At 56.7% G+C, this 14,122-nt stretch carries 15 protein-coding genes and 1 tRNA gene; 10 read left to right on the forward strand and 6 right to left on the reverse strand.

Going from position 1 to position 14,122, the window contains the following annotated elements:
* Positions 1 to 44: 44 nt before the first annotated feature.
* The 5 genes from G6L28_RS00315 to G6L28_RS00335 form a co-directional block, all read right to left on the reverse strand.
* The gene (locus G6L28_RS00315; RefSeq protein ID WP_174061789.1) at positions 45 to 1,040 is read right to left on the reverse strand and encodes a DctP family TRAP transporter solute-binding subunit; all 996 of its coding nucleotides are present in this window, start codon (positions 1,038 to 1,040) and stop codon (positions 45 to 47) included.
* Positions 1,041 to 1,077: 37 nt separating this feature from the next.
* Entirely contained in the window at positions 1,078 to 1,968 is an 891-nt protein-coding gene (locus G6L28_RS00320) for an NAD(P)-dependent oxidoreductase (protein ID WP_174061790.1), read from the reverse strand.
* 13 nt (positions 1,969 to 1,981) lie between these two features.
* Entirely contained in the window at positions 1,982 to 2,287 is a 306-nt protein-coding gene (locus tag G6L28_RS00325; RefSeq protein WP_174061791.1) for a putative quinol monooxygenase, read from the reverse strand.
* A 10-nt stretch (positions 2,288 to 2,297) separates the two neighbouring features.
* Complete coding sequence (locus G6L28_RS00330) at positions 2,298 to 3,656, reverse strand: NAD(P)H-dependent oxidoreductase (protein WP_174061792.1); 1,359 nt, start codon at positions 3,654 to 3,656, stop codon at positions 2,298 to 2,300.
* A 555-nt stretch (positions 3,657 to 4,211) separates the two neighbouring features.
* Positions 4,212 to 4,301: transfer RNA gene (locus G6L28_RS00335), tRNA-Ser, on the reverse strand.
* Between the two features lie 225 nt (positions 4,302 to 4,526).
* Between G6L28_RS00335 and G6L28_RS00340 the strand changes: the two genes are divergently transcribed.
* The 10 genes from G6L28_RS00340 (at position 4,527) to deoA (ending at position 13,858) form a co-directional block, all read left to right on the forward strand.
* Positions 4,527 to 4,844: a hypothetical protein gene (locus tag G6L28_RS00340; protein WP_174061793.1), complete on the forward strand. Its 318-nt coding sequence runs from the start codon at positions 4,527 to 4,529 to the stop codon at positions 4,842 to 4,844.
* Between the two features lie 71 nt (positions 4,845 to 4,915).
* On the forward strand, positions 4,916 to 5,566 hold the full coding sequence (gene msrA, locus G6L28_RS00345; RefSeq protein ID WP_174061794.1) for a peptide-methionine (S)-S-oxide reductase MsrA: 651 nt from the start codon (positions 4,916 to 4,918) through the stop codon (positions 5,564 to 5,566).
* Positions 5,567 to 5,780: 214 nt separating this feature from the next.
* The gene (locus G6L28_RS00350; RefSeq protein WP_174061795.1) at positions 5,781 to 6,773 is read left to right on the forward strand and encodes a BMP family lipoprotein; all 993 of its coding nucleotides are present in this window, start codon (positions 5,781 to 5,783) and stop codon (positions 6,771 to 6,773) included.
* Positions 6,774 to 6,960: 187 nt separating this feature from the next.
* Complete coding sequence (locus tag G6L28_RS00355; protein WP_174061803.1) at positions 6,961 to 8,466, forward strand: ABC transporter ATP-binding protein; 1,506 nt, start codon at positions 6,961 to 6,963, stop codon at positions 8,464 to 8,466.
* 12 nt (positions 8,467 to 8,478) lie between these two features.
* Positions 8,479 to 9,582, forward strand: coding sequence for an ABC transporter permease (locus G6L28_RS00360; protein WP_174061796.1), 1,104 nt, complete (start codon positions 8,479 to 8,481; stop codon positions 9,580 to 9,582).
* Positions 9,583 to 9,586: 4 nt separating this feature from the next.
* Positions 9,587 to 10,558, forward strand: a complete 972-nt coding sequence (locus tag G6L28_RS00365; protein WP_174061797.1) for an ABC transporter permease — start codon at positions 9,587 to 9,589, stop codon at positions 10,556 to 10,558.
* Between the two features lie 3 nt (positions 10,559 to 10,561).
* Complete coding sequence (locus tag G6L28_RS00370) at positions 10,562 to 10,963, forward strand: cytidine deaminase (RefSeq protein WP_027674561.1); 402 nt, start codon at positions 10,562 to 10,564, stop codon at positions 10,961 to 10,963.
* A gap of 1 nt (position 10,964) precedes the next feature.
* Positions 10,965 to 11,765, forward strand: a complete 801-nt coding sequence (locus G6L28_RS00375; protein ID WP_174061798.1) for a purine-nucleoside phosphorylase — start codon at positions 10,965 to 10,967, stop codon at positions 11,763 to 11,765.
* Between the two features lie 2 nt (positions 11,766 to 11,767).
* Entirely contained in the window at positions 11,768 to 12,541 is a 774-nt protein-coding gene (gene deoC / locus G6L28_RS00380) for a deoxyribose-phosphate aldolase (protein WP_174061799.1), read from the forward strand.
* A 6-nt stretch (positions 12,542 to 12,547) separates the two neighbouring features.
* On the forward strand, positions 12,548 to 13,858 hold the full coding sequence (deoA, locus tag G6L28_RS00385) for a thymidine phosphorylase (protein WP_174061800.1): 1,311 nt from the start codon (positions 12,548 to 12,550) through the stop codon (positions 13,856 to 13,858).
* A 4-nt stretch (positions 13,859 to 13,862) separates the two neighbouring features.
* Here deoA and G6L28_RS23175 read toward each other — a convergent pair.
* On the reverse strand, positions 13,863 to 14,122 hold a 260-nt coding region (locus tag G6L28_RS23175), incomplete at its 5' end, for a hypothetical protein (protein WP_210265770.1).

Raw genomic sequence — 14,122 nt, forward strand, 5'->3', positions numbered from 1 at the left:
GACTGGCTGGCACTTTACGCAGAGTGAAAAGTACCAGCACAACGTCAGTTGCTGGAAATGAAACCGCGCGTGCGATCAAAGAAAGACTTGTCTTTCACAAGTGCCGCGAATTTCTCGTCCAGGCCGGCTGCGACATCGACGAACGCCTTGCGCTGCTCAGCGGTCAATTCGTTGATCTCCATTCCGTTGGACTTCAACGTCGCCAGAGATTTCTCGATATCAGCGGCGTCGTTTTCCGCTTTCCACTGTTCCGTTTCTTTCGCGGCTTCGTTGATAGCTGTCTTGAAGGCGTCGCTCAGCCCCGTATAGCGACGCGGGTTCATACCGAGCACCCAGGCATCGGCGATATGATTGCTGATGGTCGCGTATTTCTGGACTTCATAAAGCTTGGCGCTGACGGGAACGTTGATCGGATTTTCCTGGCCGTCGACCACCTTTAGCTGGAGTGCATTATACACCTCGGCAAAAGCCATTGGCGTCGGTGCGGCACCCATGGCACCGAAGAACTCAACCCAAAGCGGATTGTTCGGTACGCGCAGTTTCATCCCTTTCATGTCGGCAGGAGAAGTGATGGCCACTTTCGAGTTGGTGATCTGGCGGAGCGGGCGCGACCAGAGATCGACACCCTGAATGCCGATCTTGCTCAGGTCGGACTGCAATTCCTTGCCGAGATCGCTGTCGAGATAGGCCCGCAGTTGGTCGATATCGCGAAACTGATAGGGAATGGCAATGGCGGTGAATTTCGGGTTGAAAGTTGCATAGAGCGAGGTCGAGTTCAGCAGCATGTCCAGTGAACCACCCGCCAGCTGCTTGACACCTGCCGAGGGATCGCCGCCATAAAGAGTACCGTTCGGAAAGACCTTTATCGTCAGTTCGCCGTTGGTTTTTGCCGATACGAGTTCGGCAAATTTTTTTGCCGCCAGAGTGATCTCCGACGTATCCGGGTCGGGCGTGGAAAGGGTGAGCGTTTCCGCCTGCGCGATCGACGCCGATAGAATTGCGACCGTGGCAAACAGTGTGCGTATCGTAAAGTGTTTCATGGTTTCTCCTCCCGTTGATTATCACTTTAGCATGTCGTCAAGCGTACTCGTCCGTATTCATGCGCTGTATTTCGCGGATGACGCCGCTATGATCCAGATCGCCGTCACCGTTATCCACCATCGCCTGAAACAGCCGGTCGACCTCCTCGCTGACCGGTAATCTCAAACCATGGCTTCGGGCAAAGCCAAGAGCTGTGGACGTATCCTTGACCTGATATTTGGCCGGGCCGCCGGGGGCGAAATTCCCCTCCACCATCCGCAAACCGTGCTGACGAAAGACCGTTGAATCGGCAAACCCGCCCAAAAGGGCTTCACGTACCTTTGCCGGATCGGCGCCGCCTTGTCTGGCTAATGTCAGTGCCTCCGCAACGGCGCAAATCGTAGATGCCACGATCAACTGGTTTGCAAGCTTCGTCAGAGACCCTGCTCCAATCGGACCGACATGGGTCACACGCCCCAGACAGGCGAAAACCGGTTTCAGGCTTTCAACCGCCGCCGCCTCGCCGCCTGCCATGATTGCTAGCGTCCCTTCTTTGGCACCCTTCTCTCCACCGGAAACAGGGGCATCCAGACAGATCACGCCTCGGCTGGTAGCAGCGTTGCCTATTTCAACGGCCACTTCGACCGGGATAGAACTCATCACGATGAGAAATGTCCCGGCGCGCATCGCCGAAATCACGCCCTGGTCCCCCAAGAGCATTGCTTCACAAACGGTACCGGAACTCAGCATGCAGATGACGACATCGGCATTGTCCACCGAGGCACGGGCGCTTTCTGCCACCGCCACACCGCTGGCGTGAAGAGCTGCTGCCTTTTCTGGCGTCCGGTTCCAGGCACGCACCGCAAAGCCAGCCTCTGCTAACCGGGAGGCCATCGGCCCACCCATGATGCCCGTGCCGATAAAGGCGATGTTCTTGGTGCTTGTCATCTCCAACCCTCCGTCACGGCCAATGCCGTTGGAAGAAGCGGACCGGCCGCTCCTCCGCGACAAGTGGCGGAAAGGCCTCCCGGAAACGCGCAAGATGAGGTGTTTCCAGGTGTGCATCGAAGGCTGCACGACTGTCGTAAACCTCGTAGAAGGTAACGACATCGTCCGATCCTTCGAGACGAATGACGTCGAACTGATAGCATCCCGGCTCGTCAGCAACCGAGTGGTCGGCATCATCTTTCGCTGCTTCAAGAAAAGCATCCAGTTGTCCGGGCTTTACCTGAAATTCAGCGATGACGACAAAGGCACTGCCCGTCATGACCCTATCCTTACTCGGCTGCTATTTTGGAAGGGCGGAAACGCTGTTCCATTTCCTGACGCAGACCGACAACATCGAGATCGTTGACGATTTCGACATCGTCGAAGGAGACGATCTGATCCTTTTTGATCGGACGTTTCAGTTTCACATTATGCGCAAGACCGATCGGCAATGCCTTCAGATCCAGGCTGCGGCTTGCGGGGATTGCGTTTGCCCAAACTGCGTAGCCGCCTTCTCCATCCAGCATTTCGCCGGGCTGCATATCCTTCTTGGCAGTCGCAACCGCGTCGCCACGGAATTCCTTGGAGCATCCGGTCGGCTCATTCCGCAGGACGGCGGAGAGCACGCTGACGGACGTCTCAAGACCGATGATGTGGAACGGACGCCACATGGAGGCGTACCAGCCGGATGGATCGGTCAGCAATCCGTACTGCTTGAAGCAGGCTCGCGCATATTCATTATGCGCCTTGAATGTCACGAAGACGCCATAACGGATATTGTTGAAGACCTCGCGGCCATCAGGCTCCTGGCTGGCTGCGATATCCACGAGACCAGAGCGTGCCATCCGTCCACCATCGGAAGCAGGACGGAACACGCGAGCAAGATCGTGCAGCCCAGCGGGCGGAAATGCCAGACCGTCATCCGGGCAATCGAGGCCGGTACCATTGGCAACCGCTGCCATTTCGATGGCTGCTTTGGTGCCGTCGGTGAAGGAGTTATACATTTTCGGATTGAAGTCGCCCTTTGCAACCTCTTCCTCTGTCCAACCAAAGAAACTCCAGACGGTGTCGGGTGTCGAGTAGCGGTAGCGCGGTTCAAAGTTCATGCCCTTCCCGGCAGAGGTCACTTCGAAGCCCGTTGCACGTGCCCAGTCTACCAATTCGCAGATCAAAGCCGGTTGATCACCATAGGCCATGGAGTAAATCACTCCTGCCTTCCGCGCCTTTTCGGCAAGGATCGGACCGACCATCACGTCGGCTTCGACGTTGACCATGACGACATGCTTCTTGCTTTCAATGGCACCGAGAGCATGGCGGGTGCCGGCGATGGGGTGTCCCGTCGCCTCGATAACGCATTCGATCTCGTCGCAATCGAATATGTCTTTGGCACTATTCGTTACGAAGGTCTGGCCACTCTTCAGGGCGTCGCCGCAGCTTTTCGCGCCGTAACGCTCTTCCTGCCAGCCTACGCGCTGCATTGCCTCACGCGCTTTTCCGACGTCGAGATCAGCAACTGCGACCATATGGAGCCCGCTGATACGCTGTGCCTGTGCGAGCACCATCGAGCCGAATTTTCCGGCGCCGATGAGGGCCACCCGAACAGGATGTCCATTGCTGGCGCGCAGTGAAAGAAGAGAAGAGAGATTCATAAGGCAACATCCTCAACCAAGGGAATGAACATGAGGAGAGCACCCGGGTCGATATCAGCGCACGAAAACCTGCTCTGCGGAAAGCTGCGCTCACCGCCTCTGCATCTTTGAAACGCTTTGTTTTCCTCCCGGGACAAGTAGCCAAAGCCACACTCCCAGCCGCCTCCCAAGCGGCATTGAAGATACCGTAAGCCACAGTTGCGGTTAGCTCAATTTAGAAATTCCGAGATATTGTTTAGATTATCTAATGTTTTTAATTGTGTTGGCCGTTGCTTACGGTGAAACGCTTATATGAATAGCGCTACGGTGATTATGCCGGGGCGCTTTTCTCAAGGTGGGATACATCTGCGCCCGAACATAGCGCTAACAGCAAGTCAAATCTCCATCACAAGCTTAGCGGATTTAAAACAATGTCGAGACGCGTATATCGCGCTGCAATTACCGCTGATCACAATTCTTGGAGAATGCTGTGACTTAGGGGGCGTTTGATGGCTTTGAATTATATCGCTGGTCGGTCGTATTGCCTTGGCAGTGTAGCATAATACACAAGGAAAATGGCGGACAGGGTGGGATTCGAACCCACGGTACGCTTTCACGCACACACGCGTTCCAGGCGTGCGCCTTAAACCACTCGGCCACCTGTCCTTCATTTACAATCTGCATGTTTTGGGAAATGCAAATCACTGGAACGGCGCGATATATACCGATGAATTCGCGAGGATCAACCCGATTCTGACAGTTTTTTTAAAAGCGTGTAAAAAGGCTGTTCATGAGTAGATTGCAAAGCCGTGCCGGGCGCTTTATCCAGATGGGGTTGCAGGCGCTTTGTGGCTGTCGATAAGCTCCTATGGACGTGTAAGGATTCGCCCAGTGAAAGCACTGTTCCGGTTCATCAGTTTTCTGTTTCTGATCGCGGCGATGGCAGTCGGTGTATTTGATTCGATCCGCTCGGTTTCCACATCCTCTGTCGATCTCTTAAGTGTAGGTGAGGGATGGCAGCAATTGCTTCCAGCCTCTCTTGCCATGGCAGAAGCCTCCGTAGCGCACTATATTCACCCTGAAGCGTGGCGCTGGATCGATAATGGCCTTTCGATCATTCCCGCCTTTGCGGTTCTTCTTGGCTTTTCTCTGCTGTTCTGGATGGCGGGTTACAAGCAGCGAAGAAAGATGGGGCTGTCCCTCGCCTGAAGCGATGCCGTCCGCCACGCAATGCAAAACCAGAAACGCGAGACAATCGTTCGCCGATAAGGGAGAATGCAATGTTTGGATTCGATACGCTAACCAAGAAAACCGTAATGCCGACTGCTGAGACCGCGATTCCCGGGCGCGATCAGCCGCTCGATGTTCCCGAGCATCATTTCGTCAATGGGCGATCGCTCAAAGGGCCTTACGCGGGCGGTCTGGAAACGATCTATCTCGGTATGGGCTGCTTCTGGGGTGCGGAACGTCTGTTCTGGAAGGTGCCTGGCGTCTTTGTGACGGCCGTGGGTTATTCTGGCGGACTGACCCGCAACCCGACCTATAATGAAACGACGACTGGGCTTACCGGCCACGCGGAAGTGGTGAAGGTGGTTTACGATCCTTCGCAGGTAACGCTTGGCTCGCTGCTCAAGATATTCTTCGAAGAGCATGATCCCACGCAGGGTATGCGCCAGGGCAACGATGTCGGCACCACATATCGCTCGGTGATCTACACCACGAATGACGAACAGTTTGCTGAAGCGACGGCGGCGCGCGACACGTTCCAGAATGCGTTGAACAATGCGGGTCATCGGCGAGAGATCACGACAGAAATAGAGCCACTCGATATCTTCTATTATGCCGAGGACTATCATCAGCAGTATCTGGCGAAAAATCCCGGTGGATATTGCGGTCTGCGTGGCACGGGGGTCGTCTGCAATATCGGCTAGTTTTTTCAGCATAGTGCCTGGTGGAAGGGCTTAAAAAGTCATCAGAAACAGCTTTTTCCACCGGGTAAAAAAAACGGATGAATTTTTCTCGCAGCCGTGCAAGGATGCCTTCACGCACAGTCAAAAAGACTGGCATTTCCGCAGAACATGTCCGGCCAACGGGCTTGCGGGAGGACCCTTTAAAAAAACCGAACTGTAACAACAGGGCTGCACAATGAAAAAATCCCTTCTGACGCTTTTCGCGCTTGCCGCGATGTCGGCATCCGCTTTGGCTGCGGAAATCAAGCCTGCGCTGGTCTATGGCACAGGTGGCAAGTTTGATAAGTCGTTCAACGAGGCCGGTGCAACCGGCGCCGAAAAGTTCAAGGCGGAAACGGGTGTCGAGTATCGCGATTTCGAGCCGACAAGCGACACGCAGGGCGAACAGGCCATTCGCAACTTCGCAAGCCGCGGCTTCAATCCGGTGGTTGCGATCTCCTTTGCCTGGACTTCTGCCATGGAGAAGGTAGCAGCCGAGTTCCCGGATACGAAGTTCGTGATCGTCGATTCCGTCGTGGATCTCCCGAACGTACGTTCTGTCCTGTACAAGGAAGAAGAAGGCTCGTACCTTGTAGGCCTTTTGGGCGGCATGGCCTCCAAAACCGGCAAGGTTGGCTTCATCGGCGGCATGGACATTCCGTTGATCCGTAAGTTTGCCTGTGGCTACGCCCAGGGTGCGAAAGCCGCCAACGACAAGATCGAAGTCTTCCAGAACATGACCGGGACTACAGGCGCTGCCTGGAACGACCCTGTTCGCGGTGGCGAACTTGCCAAGAACCAGATCGATCAGGGCGCTGACGTGCTTTATGCGGCAGCTGGCGCGACGGGCATTGGTGTTCTCCAGACCGCTGCAGACAACAAGAAGTTCTCGATCGGAGTGGATTCCAACCAGAACCACCTTCACCCCGGCTCGGTCCTGACCTCCATGGTCAAGCGCGTCGATCTTGCTGTCTATAACGCATTCAAGGATGTGCAGGACGACAAGTTTACCGCCGGCGTTACGTCTCTTGGTGTAAAAGAAGACGGCGTTGCTTACGCGGTCGATGACAACAACAAGGCTCTTATTACGCCGGAAATGACTGCCGCCGTTGAAAAGGCCAAGGCCGACATCATTGCTGGTACGGTCAAGGTTCACGACTATATGTCGGACAATTCCTGCCCAAAGTGATGTAACCGTCTGAATTAGGGCGCATCGCGATTTCGCGTTGCGCCCTTTTCATATCCAGTCCTAAAGCATTTCCGTCTTTTCCAAAATGCGCGAAATTGCTCTAGTTCTCTGTTTTTATGCATTTTCCGGACGCAAAACCGCTTCGCACTTTTGCTGGAAATGCTTCAGGAGACGTCTGGTTTTGACCATGGAACCTGCAATCGAGCTTGTAGGCATCGATAAGAAATTCGGTGCGGTACGCGCCAACAAGAACATAAATCTAACCGTTGCCAAGGGAACGATCCACGGCATCATCGGGGAAAACGGGGCTGGGAAGTCGACATTGATGTCGATTCTCTACGGCTTTTATCAGGCCGATTCCGGCGAAATCCGCGTTAATGGCGGGCCGGTATCCATCAAGGACAGCCAGGCGGCCATCGATGCGGGCATCGGCATGGTGCACCAGCACTTCATGCTGGTCGAAAATTTTTCCGTTCTGGAAAATGTAATGCTGGGTGCCGAAGGTGGCGCGCTGTTGTCGAAAGGCACGGCTGCGACCCGCAAGGAACTGAAGCGTCTGGAGGACGAATACGGCCTCGAGGTAAACCCCGATGCGATCATCGAGGATTTGCCGGTTGGCCTGCAGCAGCGCGTGGAAATCCTGAAAGCCATGTATCGCGGCGCGGAAATATTGATTCTCGATGAGCCGACCGGCGTTCTGACGCCAGCCGAAGCCGATCACCTGTTCAAGATTTTGAGCGTGTTGCGCGATCAGGGCAAGACGGTCATCCTCATTACTCATAAGCTGCGCGAGATCATGGCGATTACCGATGAGGTGTCCGTCATGCGCCGCGGCGAGATGGTGGCAACGCGCAAGACATCGGAAACGACAGTCGAAGAACTGGCTGAATTGATGGTCGGTCGTCGCGTGCTTCTGCGCGTGGAAAAGGGTGAGGCAAAGCCCGGCGAAATTCTGTTCTCCGTGCGCAATCTCACCGTCAAGGACAGCCGTGGCGTGACCATGGTCGATGATGTTTCCTTCGATGTGCGCGCTGGCGAAATCGTCGGTATCGCCGGTGTTGCGGGTAACGGCCAGTCGGAATTGCTGGAAGCCATTGCAGGCATTCGCAAACCGCATTCGGGTGAAATTCTGATCGGCGGCAAGCCGGTGGATAAGGTCGATCCTGCTATTCTGCGCCAACTCGGCCTTGCCCATATCCCGGAAGACCGGCACCATATGGGCCTTGTTCTGAAGTTCGAGGAATATGAGAACTCGATCCTCGGCTATCACCGCGACGAGCGATACGGCAAAGGTCCGTTCCTCAATCCCGAGACGATCCGCAGGGATGCCGAAGAGAAGATCGAGAAGTACGATATTCGCCCGCCCAATGCGCGGCTGAAGACGGCCAATTTTTCGGGCGGCAACCAGCAGAAGATCGTCGTTGCGCGTGAAATCGAGCGTGACCCGAGCATGCTGATCATCGGCCAGCCGACACGCGGCGTCGATATCGGTGCCATCGAGTTCATTCATTGCCGCATCATCGAAATGCGTGATGCTGGCAAAGCGATATTGCTCGTATCCGTTGAACTGGACGAAATCCGCTCGCTATCGGACCGTATCCTGGTCATGTTTGCGGGCCGGGTGGTTGGTGAAAAAACGGCGGAAGCCGAAGAACAGACGCTGGGCCTGATGATGGCCGGCATTGCCGCATAAGGCCGGATATTCATGAGTACAGCTTCCGTACCCCTTCCCAGTTGGATGACTTACGGCCTTCTGCCGTTTCTCAACATCCTCACCGCATTTTTCATCTCCGGCCTCGTCGTGTGGTCGATTGGCGAAGACCCTTTTGCAGCCCTCCAGCTGCTGATCGAAGGCGCGCTTGGTCGCGGTGACGCCATTGGCTTCACCCTGTTCTACACGACCAGCTTCATCTTCACCGGCCTTTCCGTCGCGGTTGCCTTTCACGCCGGGCTGTTCAACATCGGCTCCGAAGGTCAGGCCTATATTGGCGGCCTCGGTGCAGCCATTGTCGCGATGGCGCTCGACCATTATGTGCCATGGTATGTGACCATGCCTTTCGCCGTCATCGGCGCAGCACTCTTTGGCGCGGCATGGGCCTTTATTCCCGGCTGGTTGCAGGCAAAACGCGGTAGCCACGTCGTCATCACCACTATCATGTTCAACTTCATCGCTGCGGCGCTGATGGTTTATCTGCTGGTCAACGTCTTCATCGTTCCCGGCAAGATGGCGCCTGAAACGCGCACCTTTCTCGCTGGTGGACAGTTGCCGAAGCTCGACTGGTTGATGGCGATGTTTGGCCTCAAGCTCGGTCCCGCTCCGTTCAACGTGTCTTTCATCATCGCGCTCGTCATGGCGTTTCTGGTGTGGGTGCTGATCTGGCGCACCAAGCTTGGTTATGAAATGCGCACTCTCGGCATCAGCCCTTCTGCCGCCGTCTATGCTGGCATTCCCTATTCGCGCACCGTCATCATCGCCATGCTGATCTCCGGTGGTCTGGCTGGCATGATGGCGCTGAACCCCGTCATGGGTGCATCCGCACGTTTGCAGGTGGAATTCGTCGGCGGCGCAGGCTTTGTCGGTATCGCCGTTTCGCTGATGGGCAGAAGCCACCCGCTCGGCATTGTCTTTGCGGCACTGCTGTTCGGCATTCTCTATCAGGGCGGCGCGGACCTTTCGTTCGAAATGCCCAATATCACCCGCGAGATGATCGTCGTCATTCAGGGTCTGGTGATCCTGTTCGCCGGTGCTCTCGAATATATGTACCGTCCCGCGCTCGTGCGCATCTACCAGAATTTCGTGAAGAGGTAAGGCCATGGAAACCTTCGATATGCTGGTCAGCATTCTCGGTTCGACCGTTCGCCTGACCATTCCGCTGCTGTTTACCGCACTCGCAGGCCTGTTTTCTGAACGCGCAGGCGTGTTCGATATCGGTCTCGAAGGCAAGATGCTGGCAGCTGCCTTCGCATCCGCCTGCGTTGCCTATCTGACGTCAGATCCGTGGGCCGGTCTCGCGGCTGGCATCGGCGTGTCGATATTCTTTTCGCTGGTGCACGGCTTTGCCGTCATCACCAACAGAGGCAACCAGATCGTTTCCGGGGTGGCGCTGAACTTCGTTGCTGCCGGTCTGACGGTCGTTCTCGGTCAAGCCTGGTTCGGCCAAGGTGGTCGCACGCCGCAGATTACGGGTGAAGGTCGTTTCACGCCGATCATCCTGCCGGGTGCGGATATGATGCGCGAAGTGCCGTTTATCGGTCCGCTCTATGCCAACGTCATTTCCGGCAACAATATTCTGACCTATATCGCCTTCCTCGCCGTGCCGATTTCGTGGTGGGCGTTATATCGCACGCGCTTCGGTCTTCGCCTGCGTGCGGTGGGTGAAAATCCGGGTGCTGTCGATACGGCTGGTATTTCCGTCGCATGGATGCGCTTTCGCGCCGTCATCGTCGCCGGTTTTCTATGCGGTTTCGCAGGCACCTATCTGGCCGTCGCTCAGTCTGCTGCCTTCATCGCCAACATGTCGGCAGGCAAGGGCTATATCGCGCTTGCCGCGCTCATCTTTGCCAAATGGAAGCCCGTCCCGGTCATGTTCGCCTGCCTATTATTCGGCTTCCTCGATGCGGTGGCGAACTTCATGCAGGGCAAGGCCATTCCCGGCATTGGCGAGGTGCCGGTGCAGATTTTCCAGGCGCTGCCCTATATTCTCACCTGCATTCTGCTTGCCGGTTTCATCGGCGTTGCCAAGCCGCCGAAGGCCGGTGGCGTCGCTTACACCAAGGAGCGCTAAATCATGTCGAACGACACCGCATCCCACGCGCTCTTCGAGGCAGCCCGCGAGGCCATGGGCTTTGCCCACGCGCCTTACTCCAAGTTTCCCGTGGGGGCTGCCATCCGTGCCGAAGACGGCAAGGTTTATAAGGGCGCCAACATCGAGAACCTGTCCTTTCCACAGGGCTGGTGCGCGGAGCCTTCCGCCATCAGCGCCATGGTGATGGGTGGAGCAAAGCAGATTAAAGAGATCGCCGTTATAGCGGAAAAGCTTGCGCTCTGCCCGCCCTGCGGTGGCTGCCGTCAGAAGATCGCCGAGTTCGCCACACCTGAAACCAAGGTCTATCTCTGCGATGAGACCGGCGTTCAGAAGGTCATGACCATGGACGAGCTTCTGCCCTTCAGCTTCAAGACCGAGTTGTAAGATGGATCACGCGATCATCGACGTGCTGGTGGAACGCCTGAACGGTCTCGTGCCACGCACCGCCATAGTGCTGGGCTCCGGCCTCGGGTCGCTGGTGGATGAGATCACGGATGCGATCCGCATTCCCTACGCCGATATTCCCGGCTTCCCGGAAAGCGCGGTCTCCGGCCACGCGGGAGAACTGGTTGCCGGTTATCTCGGTGGTCAACCCGTCATTATGCTCTCCGGGCGCGTGCATTATTATGAGCGGGGCGATGCCAGCGCGATGCGCCCGGGCATAGAGGCTCTGGCGGGCATCGGCGTTCAGTCTCTGATCCTCACCAATTCGGCGGGCTCGGTGCGTCAGGATTTGCCGCCGGGCTCGGTGATGCAGATCACCGACCACATCAATTACTCCGGCATGAACCCGCTGATCGGCGAAGAGAGCGACCGCCGCTTCGTCGGCATGACCAGCGCTTATGACGCTGATTTGGCGCTTGCCATGCGCAATGCGGCCATCCGGGCTACCGTGCCGCTATTTTCCGGCGTTTACATGTGGTTTTCTGGCCCAAGCTTCGAAACACCTGCGGAAATCCGCATGGCGCGCACGCTCGGCGCAGATGCGGTGGGCATGTCTACGGTACCGGAAGTCATCCTCGCGCGCTTTTTCGGGATGCGCGTTGCCGCCGCATCCGTTATTACCAATTACGGTGCCGGGATGACCGGCGCGGAGTTGAGCCATGAAGAAACGAAGGACATGGCTCCCATTGGCGGCAAACGTCTCGCCGCGATTTTAACGGAAATGATTTCGGGAGGAAATTGAGCATGGAACTTCAGCGCCCGCGCGAAGCCGCCGCTCTCGCTTTGTCCTTGCTGGACTTGACCAATCTTAAAGACGATTGCACGCCGGAGCAGATTGCAGCTCTGTGCCAGCGCGCCCGCACGCAATATGGCAACACGGCGGCCATCTGCATCTGGCCCCGTTTCGTGGCACAGGCACGTGCAGCCTTTGGCAATGATCACTCGATCCGCATCGCGACCGTCGTCAACTTCCCGTCCGGCGATCTCGATGTCGAAACCGTTGTCGGGGAAACCGAACGCGCGGTTCGCGATGGCGCGGATGAGATCGACCTCGTCATCCCCTACCGCAAATTCATCGCAGGCGATGAAAATGCGGTATCGGAAATGGTTGCGGCTGTTCGCAAGGCCTGCCCTGAACCGGTGCTGCTCAAGGTCATCCTGGAAACGGGAGAGCTGAAGGACAAGGCGCTGATTCGCCGGGGATCGGAAATCGCAATTGCCGAAGGTGCGGATTTCATCAAGACCTCCACCGGCAAGGTCTCGATCAACGCCACACTGGAAGCCGCCGACATCATGTTGCAGGCCATCCGTGACAGCAGGAAGAAAGTCGGCTTCAAGCCTGCCGGTGGCATTGGCACGGTCGAGGATGCCACGCTCTATCTGCGCCTCGCGGAAACCATCATGCAGCCCAACTGGGCCATGCCGTCCACCTTCCGTTTCGGTGCATCCAGCCTTCTTGATGATGTATTGAACGTTCTGGGTGGCGGTGAACCAGCCAAGGCTTCCAGCGGATATTGATCGGAGATGATACCGCAGGAAATCATCCGTCGTAAGCGCGATGGTGAAACGTTGAGGGCTGAAGAAATCGCGGCCTTTATCGCCGCGCTTTCCGACGGCTCGATTTCCGAAGGACAGGCAGCGGCCTTTGCCATGGCCACCTACTTCCGGGGCATGACGCCCGAGGAAACGGTAGCGCTTACACTTGCTATGCGCGATAGTGGCGATGTTCTTTCCTGGGCAGATATCGGCAAGCCGATTTCCGACAAACATTCGACAGGCGGCGTCGGAGACAATGTCTCGCTAATGCTTGCCCCAATCGTGGCTGCCTGCGGCTTGGCTGTCCCGATGATCTCGGGACGCGGCCTCGGCCACACGGGCGGCACGCTGGATAAGCTCGAAGCCATCCCCGGCTATGATGTCATGCCGGATCAGGCGCTCTTTCGTCGCACGGTCAAAGAAGTCGGCTGCGCCATCATCGGCCAGACGGGTGATCTGGCCCCTGCCGACAAGCGGCTTTATGCCATCCGCGACGTGACGGCGACAGTCGACTCCGTGCCGCTGATCACGGCTTCGATCCTCTCGAAAAAGCTGGCGGCGGGCCTCGAAACGCTGGTGCTGGACGTCAAATTCGGCAGCGGCGCCTTCATGCTGACGTCTCACGAAGCCGAATTGCTGGCCGCAGCGCTGGTTGAGGTTGCCAATGGCGCAGGCGTGAAAACGTCAGCCCTGATCACCGACATGAACGAGCCTTTGGCGGATGCTGCGGGCAACGCGCTTGAAATCATCCACTGCCTCGATTTTCTGGCGGGCAGGAAGGGCGGTACGCGGATCGAGACGCTGGTCTTGGCCTTTGCAGCGGAAATGCTGGTTCAGGGCGGGGTTTCGGGATCGCTTGCTGATGCAGAGGCGATGGCGCGTGAGGCTCTGTCCTCAGGTCGGGCGTTGGAACGCTTCGGGCAAATGGTGTCAGCGCTCGGTGGCCCCAAGGATTTCGTCGATCAACCGGAAATCTATCTGAAGGTCGCGCCACACATCCTGCCAGTTCCTGCTCCGGCAAGTGGCTGGCTCTCATCCTGCCAGACGCGTGATCTCGGCATGTCCGTGGTGAAACTCGGCGGTGGCCGACGTCATCCGAGCGACCAAATCGATCATCGCGTCGGTATCTCGAACATCGTGCCACTGGGTACGAAGGTGGATGAAGGCCAGCCGATTGCCATGGTGCATGCCGCCAGCCGAGAGGATGCGGAGCGCGTCGTTGCTTCCGTTCAACGAGCTTATGGTATTTCGCCTACGGAGACGGAGGTAGGGCCGGTTGTTTTCAAGCGCTTGGGATAAACTGTCAGATTGATGCGGGATCATCCCTGAGAAGGCAGAGAAAACCTATTGGCTCCGCCGGTCGTTTTTTTGGATAAATTTGAAATGAATTTTGCATCGTGGACTGATCGAATTCAGCGGTGGCAACAACCGCCACCGTCATCAACTCTGTTGAGCTAAATCCTCTCTGAGCCTTGCGTTGATGGTTATGATGATTTTGCGCATGGTTGCTGCGATTGCGACGATGGGTGGTTTTCCGTTTTCGATGAGGCGTTTGTAGAAAGA

Origin of the sequence: Agrobacterium larrymoorei, from assembly GCF_013322225.1 — a bacterium.
Lineage (GTDB): Bacteria > Pseudomonadota > Alphaproteobacteria > Rhizobiales > Rhizobiaceae > Agrobacterium > Agrobacterium larrymoorei_A.